Raw genomic sequence first — 16,222 nt, 5'->3', positions numbered from 1 at the left:
GGGCCAGTGCGCCCACAAGGAGAACCCCATGTCGTCCGAGCCCGATACCAAGGTCCAGGCCGAGTTCCGCGAGAGCTTCGGCAAGGGCTTCGCCCGCCGCCTCCGCGCCGCCGGCAAGATCCCCGCCGTCATCTACGGTCACGGCACCGACCCCGTGCACGTCGCCCTGCCGGGCCACCAGGTCTCGCTGCTCATCCGCCGCGCGAACGCGGTGCTCGAGCTGGACCTCGACGGCAAGTCGCAGCTCACGCTGGTCAAGGATGTGCAGAAGGACCCGGTGCACCAGGTCATCGAGCACATCGACCTGCTCGTTGTGAAGAAGGGCGAGAAGGTCGAGATCGAGGTGCCGATCGTCGTCGTGGGCGAGTCCGCTCCCGGCACGATCGCGAACCTCGACAACACGACGGTCACCCTGCAGGCCGAGGCCACGCACATCCCCGAGCACATCGAGGTCGACGTGGAGGGCCTCGAGGAGGGCACGCACATCACCGCCGCCGACCTGAAGCTGCCGAAGGGGTCGGTCCTCATCGCCGACGCCGAGCTGCTCATTGTCGCCATCTCGGTCCCGGCTGCGACGCTCGCCGCCGAGGACGAGATCGCCGAGGCCGATGCCGAGGTCGCCGCCGAGCAGGCCGAGGCGTCGGAAGAGTCCGCCTCCGAGTAATTCCTTCACGAAGGCGAGGGGGTGCGGATGCCGCGCCCCCTCGCCTTCGTTTCACCGGGTGCCGTTCGGGATTTCGCGGGGAGCCGCCCCGCTCGGGCAGGATGGATGACATGGCAGAGACGTGGCTGATCATCGGACTGGGAAACCCCGGCCCGCGCTACGAGCTCACGCGCCACAACGTCGGACAGCTCGTGGTCGACGAGCTCGCCGGGCGGCGCGGCGAGTCCTTCAAGGCGCACAAGGCGAACGCGCGCGTCGTCGAGACGTGGCTGCGTCCCGGTGCGGCCAAGCTCATCCTCGCCAAGCCGAACACGTTCATGAACGTGTCGGGCGGACCCGTCGCCGGGCTCGCGAAGTTCTACGGCATCGCCCCCGACCACGTGGTGGTCGTGCACGACGAGCTCGACATCCCGTTCGACACCATCAAGCTCAAGGTCGGCGGTGGCCACGGCGGTCATAACGGCGTGCGCGACGTCGCGAAAGCGCTCGACACGGCGGAGTTCCCGCGTGTGCGCGTCGGTATCGGGCGTCCCATGGGGCGGCAGGATCCCGCCGACTGGGTGCTGGACCCGTTCGGCGCCACGGAGCGCAAGAACCTGCCGATCCTCATCGGCGACGCCGCGGACGCCATCGAGCAGCTCGTGGCTGATGGCCTCCTGGCCGCGCAGCAGAAGCACCACGCGCCGCGCGTCTGACCTCTCGCGTCCGCTGATCGCCGGCTGAGGCATCCGCGTTCCTCAGTTGAGGAATGGTGCCGAGGTGCGGAGACGCGGGCCGAGATCGGCCCTCGTTTCGGCTCTGGTCCTCAACTGAGGAAACAGCAACGGAGAGGACGGATGCCGCGGGCCGAGGGTTCGTGCGACCCGTCAGCTGCCCATGCCGGTGCCGGCGGCGAGGCCGGCGGTCAGGAACCCCTGCACCACGCCGCCGAAGACGATCGGGCCGAGGGCGGCGACGATCACCGCGGCGATGCCGGCGCCGCGTCCGCGCGCCGTCACGATCGCGACGACGCCCTGCACCAGAGCCCACACGCCGAGGGCCGTGCCGACCCAGAACGCGACCTCGCCCAGCATCACCCAGTCCCGTACCGGAGTGAGGATCGACCAGTCGAAGTCGGCGTCGAGCGCCCGCGCGGTGATCTCGCGACCGGCGCCGAGTCCGATCCGGTAGCTCGCGATCGCGCCCATGATGCCCGCCCCGACCGTCGCGACGAGGGCGAGGGCGAGAGCGACGACGCCGAGGACGCTGCTGCGACGCGCCGGCGGGCCGCCGTACGCGGGAGCCGTACCGGGCGCGACCGCGTAGCCGACGGGCGGGGCGTACCCGGGCGGCGGGGCGTACGCTCCTGCCGGAGGCGCGGACCAGCCGGGCGGAACCCCCGGCTGTCCACCGGCGGCCTGCGCGGGGCCCGCGGTCGTTCCCGCTGGCGGTCCGAACGGTGGTGCAGCGGGCGGCGCCCACGCCCCGGGCGGGACGGGCGGGTTCTGAGGCGCGTCAGGGGCGGCGGGCTGGCTCACAGGCTCATCCTAGGAGTCCGCCCGGCGCCGGAGCGCGCTGCTCGCCTACGGCGACGCTGCGGCTCGCTCTCTCGCCCGAGAAGCCCGCTGTCCGTCCCGAGGGGCTGCTCCCGCGCCCGCGGAGCCCGGTGTCGGTCCTGCGCCTTAGACTCGTGCGGTGACAGTTCCCGGGATCGTTCGCGCCCTCGAGCAGGCTGAGCCGTTTCGGGACGCGGTGGCCGCGGCATCCGTCGATGCCGACTTCTCGCTCGTCGAAGGACTCGACGCTCCGCTCCTCGCCGCGCTGATCGAGCGCCGCCGCGCCGCCGGCAAGCCACCGGTGGTGCTGCTGATCGCGCCCACGGGTCGCCGTGCGGAGTCGCTCGGTCCCGCGCTGGGTGCGCTGCTGCCCGGCGCCGAGGTGCTCCACTTCCCGGCGTGGGAGACACTGCCGCACGAGCGGCTGAGCCCGAGCGCCGAGACCGTCGGCACCCGGCTCGAGATCCTCACGCGCATCGCGCGCTGGGATGCCGCGACGCCGCTCGTGATCACCGCCTCGGTGCGCGGCGCCATCCAGCCGCTGGCGGCCGGACTCACCGATGTCCCGCCGATCGAGCTCGTCGTCGGCGCCCGCGGGCATGACCTGGGCAACGTGTCGGCGCGGCTCGTCGAACTCGCCTATCACCGCGTCGACATGGTGTCGCGGCGCGGCGAGTTCGCGGTGCGCGGCGGCATCCTCGACGTCTTCCCGCCGACCGCACCCCACCCGTACCGCGTCGAGTTCTTCGGCGACGAGGTGGACGAGATGCGCGCCTTCTCTGTCGCCGATCAGCGGTCGCTGCCCGGCGAGGTGCGCGAGGTCACCCTGCTGCCCAGCCGGGAGCTGCTGCTCACCGAGGCGGTGCGCGGCCGTGCCCGAGAACTCAAGGACGAGCTGCCGGGCCTTGCCGGCATGCTCGAGAAGATGGCCGAGGGCATCCCGGTCGAGGGCATGGAGTCCCTGCTCCCGGCCGTCGTGGATCGGCTCGTGGCCGTCGTCGACTATCTGCCCGAGGGGTCGGCCGTCGCGCTCGTCGATCCTGAGCGCGCCGTCGCACGCGCCATCACCCTCGGGGACACGAACCGTGAGTTCCTCGAGGCGGCGTGGAGCGCGGCGACGGCCGGAGCCAGCACCCCGATCGACCTGGGCGCCGGCGACTTCCTGGCTCTTCCCACAGTGCGTGAGGCCGCCCGCGCGCGCGGCGGCGTCTGGTGGAGTCTCAGCGCTTTCGATTCCGGACAGGCGGATGCCGCCGCCGAAGGTCTGATCGACGACGACATCGACGTCGCGCTCGAGGCCGCCGCCGCGATCCGCGTGCCGGGGTCGGCGGTCCCGTCGTTCCAGGGCAACGTGGAAGGCGCGACAGCGCACGTCGGAGCGCTCCTGGCGGACGGCTGGCGCGTCGTCGTCGCGGCATCCGGAGCCGGCCTCGTCGAACGTGCGCGGGACGTGCTCGCCGAGCGCGGCATCGCGGCGCGCAAGGTCGACGAGGTGCTGCAGGCCCCCGAGCCCGGCGTCGCCCATGTGGTGCTGAGCGTGCTCGAGCGCGGATTCGAGGCGGCGGACGCGAAGCTCGCCGTGCTCACCGAGTCGGAGTTCTACGGCCGCACGATCGGCGGCGACAACCGCGTCGTCAAGAAGCTCGCATCGCGGCGCAAGGCCGTCGTGGACCCGCTGCAGCTGAAGGCCGGCGACTACGTCGTCCACGCGACGCACGGCATCGGCAAGTTCGTCGAGCTCACGCAGCGCGAGGTGTCCAGCGGCGGACGCAACGCGGTGAAGAGCGTGCGCGAGTACCTCGTGCTGGAGTACGCGCCGTCCAAGCGCGGCTACCCCGGCGACAAGCTCTTCGTGCCGACCGACCAGCTCGACCTGCTGTCCCGCTATGTCGGCGGCGAGGCACCCTCGCTGTCGAAGATGGGCGGCAGCGATTGGGCGCAGGCCAAGAGCAAGGCCCGCCGTGCCGTGCGCGACATCGCCGTCGAGCTCGTCAAGCTCTACTCGGCGCGCATGGCGTCGAAGGGACACGCCTTCGGGCCGGACACCCCCTGGCAGCGCGAGCTCGAAGAGGCGTTCCCGTTCGCCGAGACCCCCGACCAGCTGCAGACGATCGACGAGATCAAGGCCGACATGGAGAAGCCGATCCCGATGGACCGCCTGCTGTCCGGCGATGTCGGCTTCGGCAAGACCGAGGTTGCCGTACGCGCCGCGTTCAAGGCCATCCAGGACGGCAAGCAGGTCGCGATGCTCGTGCCGACGACGCTGCTCGTCAAGCAGCACCTCGAGACGTTCACCGAGCGCTTCGCCGGCTTCCCGGTGAAGGTCAAGGCGCTCTCGCGGTTCCAGAGCGACAAGCAGGCGCGCGAGGTGCTCGCCGGCCTCACCGACGGCACCGTCGACATGGTCATCGGCACGCACCGGATCCTGACGGAGAAGGTGATCTTCAAGGATCTCGGCCTCATGATCATCGACGAGGAGCAGCGTTTCGGCGTCGAGCACAAGGACCAGCTCAAGAAGCTGAAGACCAACGTCGACATCCTCGCGATGAGCGCGACGCCGATTCCGCGCACGCTCGAGATGGCAGTCACCGGCATCCGCGAGATGTCGACGCTGCAGACGCCGCCCGAGGACCGGCATCCGATCCTGTCGTATGTCGGGCCGCGCAACGACAAGCAGATCACCGCAGCGATCCGCCGGGAGCTGCTGCGCGAGGGCCAGGTGTTCTACGTGCACAACCGGGTGCAGTCGATCCAGCGCGTGGCGGCCGAGCTCGCCGAGCTGGTGCCCGAGGCGCGTATCGCGGTCGCACACGGCCAGATGGGCGAGCACGCGCTCGAGGAGGTCGTCGACGCCTTCTGGGAGCGGCGCTCGGACGTCCTGGTCTGCACGACGATCGTCGAGACCGGTCTCGACATCTCCAATGCCAACACGATCATCATCGACCGCGCCGACAAGTACGGTCTCAGCCAGCTGCACCAGCTGCGCGGCCGGGTCGGCCGAGCCCGTGAGCGCGCCTACGCGTACTTCCTCTACGACGACATGAAGCCGCTCAGCGAGACCGCCGCCGACCGCCTCGAGACGATCGCGGTCAACAACGATCTCGGCTCCGGCATGCAGGTCGCGCTCAAGGACCTCGAGCTCCGCGGCGCCGGCAATCTCCTGGGCGCCGAGCAGGCCGGCCACATCGCCGGCGTGGGCTTCGACCTGTACCTGCGCATGATCGGCGAGGCCGTCGCCACGTTCCGGGGCGAAGAGACCGAAGGACCGGCCGAGCTGCGCCTCGAGCTGCCGGTGCAGGCCCGCATCCCCGAGTCGTACATCGACAGCGAGCGCCTGCGACTCGAGGCGTATCAGAAGCTCTCGGCGGCGGCATCCGTCACCGCGCAGCCCGACGCGATCGACCTCGTGGTCGAGGAGCTGACCGACCGCTACGGCGAGCCGCCGGCCGAGGTCGAAGGGCTGCTCGCGGTCGCGCGGCTGCGACGCCGCGCGGGACAGGCGGGGCTCGCCGACGTCGTCGCGATGGGCCCGAACCTGCGGATCGCGCCCGCGAACCTGCCCGATTCGATGCGCGTGCGCCTGCAGCGACTGCACCCCAGGGCCAAGCTCGTCGCGGGAGGCGAGGCCATGGTCGTGCCGCTTCCGTCGGCCGGCGGCGAGCCGCTCGGCGATGACGAGCTCATCGCCTGGGTCGCGCAGCTGATCGAGCAGCTGTGGCCGCCCAAGAAGACGGACGCGGACGCCGCAGCCGAGGCGGCCGTCAACGCCTGACCGTCTGCGTGCGTCATCCGCCCGTCAGCCGGCGGGAGAAACGGCGGCGGCCGACGGCATCGACGTTCACGTGAAGAGCTGAGACGTCGATCCGCACAGCGTTACGGGCACCCGTTGCGCGGCCGTGACCGGGTCAGATGACACCCTGCGCCAGCATGGCGTGCGCGACCCGTTCGAAGCCGGCCGAGTTCGCCCCCACGACATAGTCGCCCGGGCGGCCGTACCTCTCAGCGGCGGCGAACGCGGCGTGGTGCACGTCGGCCATGATCGAGCGCAGCTTCGTCTCGCTGTCGTCGAAGGTCCAGCGCTGGCGGGCGGCGTTCTGGCTCATCTCGAGCGCTGAGGTCGCGACGCCGCCCGCGTTCGCCGCCTTGCCCGGCCCGAACAGGACGCCCGCGGACTGGAAGAGCTCGATCGCCTCGGGAGTCGAGGGCATGTTGGCGCCTTCGGCGACGGCGCGCACGCCATTCGCGATGAGCGCTCGCGCGTCGTCGGCGTCGAGCTCGTTCTGCGTGGCCGACGGGATCGCGACGTCGACCGCCACCTCCCAGGGGCGTGCGCCTTCGACGTAGCGGGCCGTCGGGCGGCGCGCCGCGTACTCGGCGATGCGAGCGCGCTCGACCTCCTTGACCTGGCGGAGCAGGCCGACGTCGATGCCGGCGTCGTCGACGACATAGCCGGAGGAATCGGATGCCGTCACCGGCGTCGCACCGAGCTGGTGGGCCTTGTCGATGGCGTAGATCGCCACGTTGCCCGAGCCCGACACACCGACCCGCTTGCCCGCGAGCGTCTCGCCACGGACGCCGAGCATCTCCGCCGTGAAGAAGACCGCGCCGTAGCCGGTCGCTTCGGTGCGGACCTCGGCGCCGCCCCACTGCACGCCTTTGCCGGTGAACATGCCCGACTCGTGGCGGTTGGTGACCTTCCGGTACTGGCCGAACAGGTAGCCGATCTCACGGGCACCCACGCCGATGTCTCCGGCAGGCACGTCGGTGTGCTCGCCGAGGTGGCGGTAGAGCTCGTTCATGAACGACTGGCAGAAGCGCATGATCTCGGCATCCGAGCGGCCGTGCGGGTCGAAGTCGCTGCCGCCTTTGGCGCCGCCGATGCCCTGGCCGGTGAGGGCGTTCTTGAAGATCTGCTCGAAGCCGAGGAACTTGATGATCGACAGGTTCACCGAGGGGTGGAAGCGGAGACCGCCCTTGTAGGGGCCGAGCACCGAGGAGAACTGCACGCGGAAACCGCGGTTGACCTGCAGGCGCCCGGCGTCATCGACCCACGGCACGCGGAAGATGATCTGCCGCTCCGGCTCGACGAGCCGCTCCAAGATGCCGCCGTCGATGAACTCCGGGTGCGCTTCCAGTACCGGTGCGATCGATTCGAGCACCTCGTGCACCGCCTGCAGGAACTCCGGCTCGTGGGGATTGCGGGCCTCGACGGTATCGAGGACGAGGCGGATCGATTCGGCGGACGTGAGGGTGTCGGGAGCAGAGGTGGTAGGCAGTGCAGAGGGCATGTGGAGGGAGCTTTCGGGGTGGAGCGATGCGCTCTGGGGCGGCGCTTCTTCACCCTACCTACCGCTCGGAACGTCGGCCGTTCTTGTGACGACGGCGCCCGCCGTCCTCCGCACAGCGTGTCTGCGTGCCCTCGGCGCGACGCAAACGGAATCGGGTGCGGGAGAGTGGAGGGATGGTGGCCGACCTTCGCATCGAAATCTTCCCCGACGACCTCGACCGCGCCGTCGACTTCTACGTCCGCGTGCTCGGGTTCTCCCTCGTGCGCGATGAGCGGCACGTCGAGTGGGCCTACGTCGCGCTCGAGCTCGGCCGCGTGCGCGTCGGGGCGGCATGGCGCTCATCGGTCGACACCGCACCGCGCCGACCACCGGTCGGGGTCGAGCTCGTGCTCGAGACGGACGATCTGGATGCCGCCCGCCGGCGGGTCGTCGACGAGGGCTGGCCCATCGACGACGACGTGCAGGCGCAGCCGTGGGGCCTCCGGGACTTCCGGGTGCTCGATCCGAGCGGCTACTACTGGCGGTTGACCGAGCACCCGAACTGACGCGCACGCCGTCTTCCGGGTGCCGTGGCGATGCACCGCACTACGCTGTGAACCGACCGCGACGGCCCCGGGGATGGGCGAGCCGGCACGGGATCGAGGAGGCATGATGCGTTTCGAGCACCTCGGGGCCCAGCCCCGCATCCACCCCGACGCTGTCGTGGCGGCGACCGCGGTGATCAGCGGCGACGTCGAGATCGGCGCCGACTGCCAGATCCTCCACGGTGCGGTGATCACCGCCGAGGGCGGTGCGGTCACCCTCGGCGCGAACGTGATCGTCATGGAGAACGCGCTGATCCGTGCCACCTCGACGAATCCGGTGCACATCGCCGATCACGTGCTCGTCGGCCCGATGGCCAGCGTCTCGGGCGCCGTCGTCGAGGAGGAGGTGTTCCTCGCGACCGGCACCCGCGTCTTCAACGGCGCGCGCATCGGCGCGCGCAGCGAGGTGCGCATCAACGCCGTCGTGCACCTGCGCACGACGCTCCCGCCGGACTCGACGGTGCCGATCGCCTGGGTCGCCGTGGGGGATCCGGTCCAGATCCTCCCGCCGGATCGCCACGAAGAGATCTGGGCGGCGCAGCGCGAGCTCGACTTCCCCGGCTACGTGTTCGGGCTCGACCGTGAGACACCCGACCTCATGGTGCAGCTCACCGAACGCTACGGCCGCAGCCTCGCCCGTCACGCCGACGACCGCCGCATCGACTGACATCCTCGCGTATCGGCCGCACACGCCGGCGGTCACGAGATCGACGGGACGCTGGCCTTCCCCGGGCCCAGGCCGTAAGGTCGCGACATGGGCCGTCTGGGGACCCGTTCGAGGCTCGATCAGGCCGTGGGGGCCTTCTCGAGCAACTGGCGCAACCCCAATCTGCGGCGCGCGCAGCTGAGCTTCCTCGGGGCCTGGACCGCGGAGTGGGCATTCACCGTGGCGCTCGGCATCGTCGCGTACAACGCCGGCGGCGCGCTCGCCCTAGGCGCGGTGGGACTGCTGCGCATGCTCCCCTCCGCGCTGCTGGCGCCCATCCTGTCGCCGTTCGCCGATCGCGGGCGGCGTGAGCGCGTGCTCGTCGTGGTGTCGGTCGTGCGGGGCGCTGCCACCGCGGTCGCGGCGGTCGTCGTGGCAGTGGCGGGCCCGATCGCCGTCGTCTACGCGCTCGCCGTCGTCTCGACGATCGCGGCGACCATGTTCCGGCCGGCGCACTCCGCCCTCCTGCCCACGCTCTGCCGCACCGGGCACGAATTGGCCAGCGCCAACGTCGTGCGGGGGCTGCTGGACTCCGTCGCGACGCTCGTCGGGCCGCTCGTCGCCGCGATCCTGCTGGCCTTCACCGATGTCTCCGTCGTGTTCGCCGGCGCGGCGGTCGCGTCGTTCTGGGCAGCGCTGCTGCTCTTCCGTGTGCGCTACGACGCGCCGCCGAGGCCGGCGGCGCCCCGGCGCGACCTGCTGAGGGAGGCCGCGGAGGGACTCACCGTCGTTGTGGCGGAGCCGCGATCTGCAACTGATCCTCGGCCTGGCCGCCGCCCAAGCGCTCACCCGGGGCGCGCTCACCGTGTTCTCGGTCGTGGTCGCCATCGAGCTGCTCGGCATGGGGGAGTCCGGCGCCGGATCGCTGATGGCGTCGGTCGGCGTGGGAGCGGTCCTCGGCTCGCTCGCGGCCTCGCTGCTCGTCGGAACCCGGCGGCTGGGCGGGTGGTTCGCCGTCGGTGTGGCGTTGTGGGGACTGCCCATCGCCCTCGTCGGCGTCTTCCCGGCACAGGCGGCGGCGCTCGTCCTGCTCGCATTCGTCGGGGTCGGTAACGCGCTGATCGACCTCGCCGGGTTCACGCTGATCGGCAGGCTGACCCCGGACGCCCTGATGGCGCGTGTCTTCGGCGTGCTCGAGAGCCTGGTCGCCGTCTCCATCGGCGTCGGGGCGATCATCGCGTCGGTGATGATCGCGTGGCTCGGCGTCGAGGGTGCCCTCATCGCGATCGGCGTGCTGTGTCCGGTGCTCGCACTCGCATCATGGTGGCGGCTGCGCGGCCTTGATCGATCCGTCGGTGCGTTGGACGCCGAAGTCGGCCTCCTCCAGCGCGTGCCCATGTTCCAGCCGCTCCCGCTGCCCGCGATCGAGCAGCTCGCTCGCGGGCTGGAACCGGTCGAGGTGGCACCGGGCAGCGCGGTCTTCACTCAGGGGGACCTCGGCGATCACTACTACGTGATCGAGAGCGGCCGAGCCGACGTGCGGGGCGATGGTCGCGTGATCGCGACGCTCGGCGAGGGGGAGGGATTCGGCGAGATCGCGCTGCTCCGTCGCACGCCGCGAACGGCGACGGTGGTCGCGCGCACGCGTCTCGAACTGAAGGCGCTCGCCGCCGACCGGTTCACCGCCGTCGTCCTCGGCTACGCGCCCAGCGCACAGGCGGCCGCCACGACGGTGGAGGACCAGCTGGAGCGGTACGCGCCCGACGACCCGCCTGACGGGCCGAGGGCATCGCGAGACCCGCTGGGATGAACGACCGACGAAGGGACTGGGCACATGGGGACAGAGCGAACGGCACTGCTGATCGCCGACATCGGCGGATATACCGAGTACATGGGCTCGCACCGCATGACGCTCGCGCACGCCGAGGTCAACACGGCGCGGATGCTGGAGAGCATCGTCCGCGCAGCCAGCGGCTTCGAGCTCGTCGAGATCGAGGGCGACGCCGCCTTCCTCTCGCGCCGCGCGGCGGCACGGCAGCCCGACACCACGGTCTCCGACATCCTCGTGCTGGCGGTCGCGATGCATCGGGCGTTCCACCTTGAGCGCGAGTACGTGGTGCAGAACCTCTGCCCATGTGGGGGATGCCGCCAGGCGCGCAATCTGACGCTGAAGTTCGTGGCGCACATCGGTGATGTCGCGACCCAGCGGGTGAGCGGACGGTCCAAGCTCGTAGGCATCGACGTGATCCTCGTGCACCGGCTGCTGAAGAACTCCGTCGAAATCCCCGAGTACGTCCTGCTGACCGAGGAGCTGTACGGCACAGGGACCACGCCGCTGCCCACGTCCGTCGGCGAGATCACGCCTGAGGTGGAGGGCATCGGCAGCGTCCGCGCGTACTTCGTCGACGTCGCCGATCTGGATGACGTCGGCGTCGCTCCTCCATCGCCGACCCTGCGCTCCCGACTCGGCAGCACGTTCTCAGCGGTCGGCCGCGGGCTCCCGTACATGCTGGGCACGAGGAAGCCGCGTCGGGTGCGCTAGCGGCAGGGCGCAGGCGCGCGACCTGCGCCGCTTCGCCCGCCCCATCGCTTCGCTGGGGCGGGGTTCGGCACCGCGTGACCTCCGCCCGCGGCATCCGTTCTTCGTCTTGTCACTCCCAGAGCAGGCCGCAGTCGAGGCAGCCGAACTCCAGGCGGTCGACCCTGCCGTCGTCGAGGGCGTCTCGTCGATCCCACTCGATCCGGAACCACCTCGGCTCGTTCGCCCGCACATCGAGCGACCCGCACTGGGGGCAGACTTCGGCGGCGACGATGCGTGCCATGGGTGCTACGGTACGCCGGGCCATCGGGGATTCCGGGTGCGACGCGCGTGTCGCCGCACTCGGCGCGGATCAGCCCGTGTTCTGCAGGCCGGCGGCGACGCCCGACACCGACAGCAGCAGGAGCCTCTGCAGCTCCGGATCGACCGGTGCGCCCTCCGGAGCCTCGCGGAGCGCCCGCAGGGCCCGCAGCTGCAGCAGCGAGAGAGCGTCGACGTAGGGGCTGCGCATCTTGACCGCCCGCTGCAGGACAGGCTTGTTGCCGAGCAGCTCCGTGCCGCCCGTGATGCGGACGACCCAGTCACGTGTCACCCGCATCTCGTCGCGCACCAACGCGGCGAGATCGTCCCGGTCGCCGAGCTCGAGGTAGTGCAGCGCGATGCGATCGTCGGTCTTCGCGAGGCTCATGGCCACGTTGTCGATGAGCGTGCGGAACAGCGGCCACTCCTGATAGGCCTGCTGCAGCAGCGGCTCGTCGCCGACGGCGTCGAGGGCGGTGCCGAGCCCGAACCATCCGGCGAGATTGATGCGCGCCTGCGTCCACGCGAACACCCAGGGGATCGCCCGCAGGTCCTCGAGGGACTCGACCGACAGCCCTCGGCGGGCCGGGCGCGAGCCCAGCGCGAGCAGGCCGATCTCCTCCATCGGTGTGACGCGCGCGAACCACGGCGCGAAGCCGGGAGCCTTCACCAGCGAGAAGAAGCGCTCGCGGGATGCCGCGTCCAGCGTCGCCGCGACGCCCGCGTACTTCTCGGCCGCCGCGCGGTTGCGCTCTTCGTTCGAAGGCGACGAGGCGAGCAGGATCGCCGCGGCGACCTGGTCGATGTGCCGCATGGCGATCGCCGGATCGCCGTAGCGCGCGAAGATCACCTCGCCCTGCTCGGTGAGCTTGAACCGGCCATCGACCGAGTGCGGCGGCTGGGCCATGATCGCGGAATTGGCGGGGCCGCCGCCACGGCCGAGCGCGCCGCCGCGCCCGTGGAACAGCGTCAGCTCGATCCGGTTATCGTCGGCCCAGGCCGCGATCTTGGCCTGCGCCTCGTAGAGGGCGAGGTTCGCGGCGACGGGTCCGACGTCCTTCGACGAGTCGGAGTAGCCGAGCATGACCTCCAGCCGCCGTCCGGTGGCCTCCAGGCGGGCCGCGAACTCCGGGTGTTCGACGATCTCGGCGAGGATGCGGGGCGCTGCCTGCAGATCGGCGAAGGTCTCGAACAGCGGGATGACGTCGAGCACGGGAGGCCGGCCGTCGGGACCGACCGCGTACGCCGCGAGCTTGTGGACGGCGGCGAGGTCCTCGGCGGACTGCGTGAACGACACGATGTAGCGGCCTGCCGCGCGCGGGCCGTAGCGCTCCTGCAGGAACCCGACGGTGCGGATCACGTCGAGCACCTCCTCGGCGAGCTCGCTGCGCGGCGACCCCGACCCGAGTTCTGCGAGCACCTTGGCGTGCACCGCCGAGTGCTGACGCACCTCGAGCTCGGTGAGGTGGAACCCGTACGTCTCGACCTGCCACAGCAGCTGCTGCAGGTGCCCGTACGCCTGGCGCGGTGCGCCGGCCCGCACGAGGGAGTCCTGCACGACGCGGAGGTCCGCCAGCAGGTGCTCGGGGTCGGCATACGCGAGGTCGGCGTCGCGGGCGCGCGTCGCTTCGATCTTCCGCGCGATCAGCAGCACGATGCGGCGATGCGGCTCGTCGGGCGACCGCTTGGCGATATCCTTCGCGGCATCCTCGTCGGCGGCCTTCAAGCGCCGCCAGAGTGCCAGCAGCGCGTCGCTCGGCGGTGTGGTCGTCGCATCCAGCGTGAGCGTGCGGCCGATGCGGCCCGCCGTGCGGGCAAGGCCCAGCAGCACGTGCTCGCTCGCGATGGCGGACGCCTTGCGGGTGACGGATGCCGTCACGAACGGGTTGCCGTCGCGATCGCCGCCGACCCAGGAGCCGACCCGCACGAAGGGGCGCACAACGGGCGCGCGGCCGCCGGCCGCCGGTCCCTGCAGTGCGTCGTCGACGCGGCGGTAGACGTGCGGCACCGCGGTGTAGAGCGTGTCGTCGAAGACGGCCATGACCGCGCGGACCTCGTCGGTGGGCGCGGGCTTCTCGGACCGCAGCGGGGCCGTCCGCCACAGCGTGTCGATCTCTTCGAGCATGCGCCGCTCGGCGCGGCGCTGGTCGGCACGCTGCTGGTTCACGCCGCCGCGTCGCGACGCGTCATGTTCTTCGAGGAGCGCCGCGAGGCGGCGGATGCTGGTGGAGACGGCCCGGCGGCGCGCCTCGGTCGGGTGGGCGGTGAAGACGGGGTGGAACCGCATGTTCTGCAGCCGGCGCAGCGCGGTGTCGTCACCGACCTCGGCGGCGAGCCGCACGAACGCCGCCGCAACGGAGTCGGTCGCCTGCTCGCGGTCGGGGCGCCCGTCGCGCTCGCGCAGGATGCGCACCCGCTGGTGCTCCTCGGCGAGGTTCACGAGGTGGAAGTACGCGGTGAACGCCCGGGCGACCTCATCGGCGCGGGCGACCGTGAAGGAGTCGGCGATCGCGGCGGCACGGGCGAACGCCTCCGGCGTCTCGTCGGTGTAGGCCTGGATGGTCGCGGTGCGCAGTCGCTCGACATCCTCGTACAGCCCGGGCGATCCGCTCTCGCGCAGCACCTGCCCGAGGAGGGTGCCCAGCATGCGCACGTCGCTGCGCATCTGCTCGGGGATCGCCTGCTCCGCCTCGTATCGGCCCACGAGGTCGATCGCTTCGGTCTGGGTGAGTTCGCGCATCTCTCCAGGCTAACGGCGCGCTGTCGCCCGGCTGTCACGGCCGACGCTGTGTGACGACGGCGCCGCATGGCGCCGGTCGGGAAGGAGGAGGGGCCTCGCTACACTGGCACGTGGAGAGCCGGGAAGTCTGGTCGGCGCACCATTGTCGACCCGCGATCCCCTCCCGGAGGCCCGATGTCGCTTCTTCGCTCCGCTCGCTTTCCCGCCGTCATCCTGCTCGTCGCCGCAGGCCTCGGACTCTTCGTCGCCAACTCGTCCCTGGCGCCCGCCGTCGACGCGGCGATGCACGCCGAGTTCGGCATCCCGGGCGTCTTCGAGCTGAGCCTGTCGCACTGGATCAAGGACGGCCTCCTCGCCGTCTTCTTCTTCGTCGTCGCCGTCGAGCTGCAGTACGAGCTCACGAGCGGGCAGCTCAACTCCGCCCGCAAGGCGCTGCAGCCGGCCATCGCGGCGGCCGGGGGTGTGCTGGTGCCCATCGCGATCTACGCCGCGATGGCGTGGGGCACCGACGCGACGGCAGGATGGCCGATCCCGACGGCGACCGACATCGCCTTCGCGCTCGGCGTGCTCGCGGTGTTCGGCAAGGGGCTGCCGGCGGCGCTGCGGGTCTTCCTCCTCGCGCTCGCCATCCTCGACGACATCGTCGGCATCATCTTCATCGCGGTGCTCTTCACCGACGGGGTGAACATCGCGGCGCTCGCCGGGGCGGCGGTCGCAGTCGTCGCGTTCGGCATCCTGAGCAGGCAGCTCGATACCCGCGCCCGCATCCCGATCGCGGTGGTGCTGGTGCTGCTCGCGATCACCACCTGGGTGCTGGTGTACCTGTCGGGCGTCCACGCGACGATCGCGGGCGTCGTCCTCGGGCTCGCGATGGCGCAGCGGCCCGCGCTGCGCGTGCGGCACGAGCTCGAGCCGTGGGTGAACGTCATCGTGCTGCCGGTGTTCGCGTTCTCCGCCGCGCTGGTGGCCATCCCGTCCGTCCCGCTGTCGCAGCTGTCGCCGGCGTTCTGGGGGGTGCTGGTGGCGCTGCCGGTCGGCAAGATCGTCGGCATCGCGGCGTTCGGCTGGCTGTCGCTGCGCGTCGCGCACCGGGGGAGTGCGCCGCCGCTGGCGTTCGCCGACCTCGTCGCCGCCGGAGCGCTGGGCGGCATCGGGTTCACGGTGTCGCTCCTGCTGTCGGAGCTCGCCTTCACGGATGCTGCCGCCCTGCGCGATCAGGCCACGCTCGGCGTGCTGGCAGGTTCGGTCATCTCGCTCCTGCTGGCCGCGGGCCTCGTATCCTGGCGGGCATGGCATTACCGGCACCGGGCGACGACCGCATCCGCGACGACGTGACAGACGCACGCCCGCACGACGCGGCCGACCCGCTCCGCGAGGCGGCGGAGGTCATGCGCGCGGTCCGCGATCGCTGCGTATGGACGCAGCAGATCGACCATCGCGCGCTGGTGCCCTACCTCGTGGAAGAGAGCGCGGAGCTCATCGACGCCGTCGAGGGCGGCTCTCGCGACGAGTTGCGCGAAGAGCTCGGCGATCTGCTCTGGCAGGTGCTGTTCCACGCCGAGATCGCCTCGCGCGACGAGGCCGCGCCGTTCGACATCGACGACGTCGCACGCGGGCTGACCGACAAGATGGTGCGACGGCATCCGCATGTCTTCGGCGATGCGATCGCGACGACGCCCGAAGAGGTGCTGGTGCACTGGAACGCCGCGAAGGCCGCGGAGAAGAGCACGCGCACGAGCGTGCTGGACGGCGTGAGCGAGCGGATGCCGAGCCTCGCGCTCGCCCAGAAGCTCCTGTCGAAGGCGGCCCAGGCCGGTGTCCCCGCCCCTGTGACGTCGAACCAGGGGATCCCCGCCGACACGGAGGGCGACGCCACCGGTCTCGGCGGAGCTGCCCGGTCTCGGCGAGATATCCGGTCGTTGAGCG

General features: G+C 71.2%; 14 protein-coding genes. 9 read left to right on the top strand and 5 right to left on the bottom strand.

Translation table 11 applies throughout. The features are described 5' to 3' along the window. Window positions 1-28 precede the first annotated feature (28 nt). Both B1729_RS04225 and pth read left to right on the top strand, forming a co-directional pair. Window positions 29-664: a 50S ribosomal protein L25/general stress protein Ctc gene (locus B1729_RS04225; protein ID WP_163618642.1), complete on the top strand. Its 636-nt coding sequence runs from the start codon at window positions 29-31 to the stop codon at window positions 662-664. Between the two features lie 110 nt (window positions 665-774). Further along, the gene (gene pth, locus B1729_RS04220; protein ID WP_163618643.1) at window positions 775-1,359 is read left to right on the top strand and encodes an aminoacyl-tRNA hydrolase; all 585 of its coding nucleotides are present in this window, start codon (window positions 775-777) and stop codon (window positions 1,357-1,359) included. Between the two features lie 171 nt (window positions 1,360-1,530). Here the strand turns inward: pth and B1729_RS04215 are convergent, their stop codons facing one another. Further along, window positions 1,531-2,181 (bottom strand): hypothetical protein, encoded by a 651-nt coding sequence (locus tag B1729_RS04215; RefSeq protein WP_163618644.1) that lies wholly within the window; start codon window positions 2,179-2,181, stop codon window positions 1,531-1,533. Between the two features lie 157 nt (window positions 2,182-2,338). Between B1729_RS04215 and mfd the strand changes: the two genes are divergently transcribed. Beyond that, on the top strand, window positions 2,339-5,971 hold the full coding sequence (mfd, locus tag B1729_RS04210) for a transcription-repair coupling factor (RefSeq protein ID WP_163618645.1): 3,633 nt from the start codon (window positions 2,339-2,341) through the stop codon (window positions 5,969-5,971). A 133-nt stretch (window positions 5,972-6,104) separates the two neighbouring features. On the opposite strand, the gene gdhA is transcribed toward mfd, so the two are convergent. Beyond that, window positions 6,105-7,487 carry an NADP-specific glutamate dehydrogenase gene (gene gdhA / locus B1729_RS04205; protein WP_163618646.1) on the bottom strand — a complete coding sequence of 461 codons (1,383 nt, stop codon included), beginning with the start codon at window positions 7,485-7,487 and terminating at the stop codon, window positions 6,105-6,107. Window positions 7,488-7,660: 173 nt separating this feature from the next. Between gdhA and B1729_RS04200 the strand changes: the two genes are divergently transcribed. Next, complete coding sequence (locus tag B1729_RS04200) at window positions 7,661-8,032, top strand: VOC family protein (protein ID WP_163618647.1); 372 nt, start codon at window positions 7,661-7,663, stop codon at window positions 8,030-8,032. A 106-nt stretch (window positions 8,033-8,138) separates the two neighbouring features. After that, entirely contained in the window at window positions 8,139-8,738 is a 600-nt protein-coding gene (locus B1729_RS04195; protein ID WP_163618648.1) for a gamma carbonic anhydrase family protein, read from the top strand. Window positions 8,739-9,178: 440 nt separating this feature from the next. Here B1729_RS04195 and B1729_RS20560 read toward each other — a convergent pair whose 3' ends face one another. Next, window positions 9,179-9,361: a hypothetical protein gene (locus B1729_RS20560; protein WP_204318855.1), complete on the bottom strand. Its 183-nt coding sequence runs from the start codon at window positions 9,359-9,361 to the stop codon at window positions 9,179-9,181. Between the two features lie 146 nt (window positions 9,362-9,507). On the opposite strand from B1729_RS20560, the gene B1729_RS04185 reads away from it, so the two are divergent. Both B1729_RS04185 and B1729_RS04180 read left to right on the top strand, forming a co-directional pair. Then, window positions 9,508-10,527 (top strand): cyclic nucleotide-binding domain-containing protein, encoded by a 1,020-nt coding sequence (locus B1729_RS04185; protein WP_163630869.1) that lies wholly within the window; start codon window positions 9,508-9,510, stop codon window positions 10,525-10,527. A 24-nt stretch (window positions 10,528-10,551) separates the two neighbouring features. Beyond that, window positions 10,552-11,259, top strand: coding sequence for a DUF2652 domain-containing protein (locus B1729_RS04180; protein ID WP_163618650.1), 708 nt, complete (start codon window positions 10,552-10,554; stop codon window positions 11,257-11,259). A gap of 109 nt (window positions 11,260-11,368) precedes the next feature. Here B1729_RS04180 and B1729_RS04175 read toward each other — a convergent pair whose 3' ends face one another. Together B1729_RS04175 and B1729_RS04170 are read right to left on the bottom strand one after the other, a co-directional pair. Then, window positions 11,369-11,539: a hypothetical protein gene (locus B1729_RS04175; RefSeq protein ID WP_163618651.1), complete on the bottom strand. Its 171-nt coding sequence runs from the start codon at window positions 11,537-11,539 to the stop codon at window positions 11,369-11,371. 69 nt (window positions 11,540-11,608) lie between these two features. Further along, complete coding sequence (locus tag B1729_RS04170) at window positions 11,609-14,296, bottom strand: phosphoenolpyruvate carboxylase (RefSeq protein WP_163618652.1); 2,688 nt, start codon at window positions 14,294-14,296, stop codon at window positions 11,609-11,611. Window positions 14,297-14,470: 174 nt separating this feature from the next. Here B1729_RS04170 and nhaA point away from each other — a divergent pair, with 174 nt between their 5' ends. Continuing rightward, window positions 14,471-15,631 (top strand): Na+/H+ antiporter NhaA, encoded by a 1,161-nt coding sequence (gene nhaA / locus B1729_RS04165; protein WP_163618653.1) that lies wholly within the window; start codon window positions 14,471-14,473, stop codon window positions 15,629-15,631. A 53-nt stretch (window positions 15,632-15,684) separates the two neighbouring features. Then, the coding region (locus B1729_RS04160) for a MazG family protein (protein ID WP_239539420.1) at window positions 15,685-16,222 on the top strand (538 nt) is incomplete at its 3' end.

This window comes from Microbacterium sp. B35-04, from assembly GCF_010634885.1.
GTDB lineage: Bacteria > Actinomycetota > Actinomycetes > Actinomycetales > Microbacteriaceae > Microbacterium.
The sequence above is the reverse complement of the archived record's forward strand: the minus strand, read 5'-3'. Positions and strand labels throughout refer to the sequence as shown.